The following is a 440-nucleotide window of genomic DNA, read 5'->3' on the forward strand; positions in this document are numbered from 1 at the left end:
GCGACGCGCTGCTGCTGCCCGCCGGAGAGCTGCGCCGGCCGCGCGTCGGCCTTGCCGGCCAGGCCGACCAGGTCGAGCTGGGCGCGGGCGAGCGCCACCGCCTCGTCCTCGTCGAGCTTCTTCAGCTTGCGCAGCGCCAGCGTGATGTTGCGCAGCACGCTCAGGTGCGGGAAGAGGTTGAACTGCTGGAACACCATGCCGATGCGCTGGCGCAGCGCGTCCGGGTCGTCGCGCAGCACGCTGCGGCCGTCCAGCAGCACGTCGCCCCGGTCCGGCTCGATCAGCCGGTTGATGGTGCGCAGCAGCGTCGACTTGCCGGAGCCGGACGGGCCGATCACGCACGCGGCGCCGCCGCGCGCCACGTCCAGGTCCGCGCCGCGCAGCACCCGGTGCGCGCCGAAGGCCAGGTGCACGTCGCGGACGGCCAGGCTGACCGAGGT

The 440-nt window shown here is 74.5% G+C and carries 1 protein-coding gene; it reads right to left on the reverse strand.

Annotated elements, in window-relative coordinates; all coding sequences use genetic code 11:
• On the reverse strand, positions 1-440 hold a 440-nt coding region (locus tag KBX39_RS32865), incomplete at both ends, for an amino acid ABC transporter ATP-binding protein (RefSeq protein ID WP_210874312.1).

This window comes from Micromonospora sp. D75 (genome assembly GCF_018070405.1).
GTDB lineage: Bacteria > Actinomycetota > Actinomycetes > Mycobacteriales > Micromonosporaceae > Micromonospora > Micromonospora chalcea.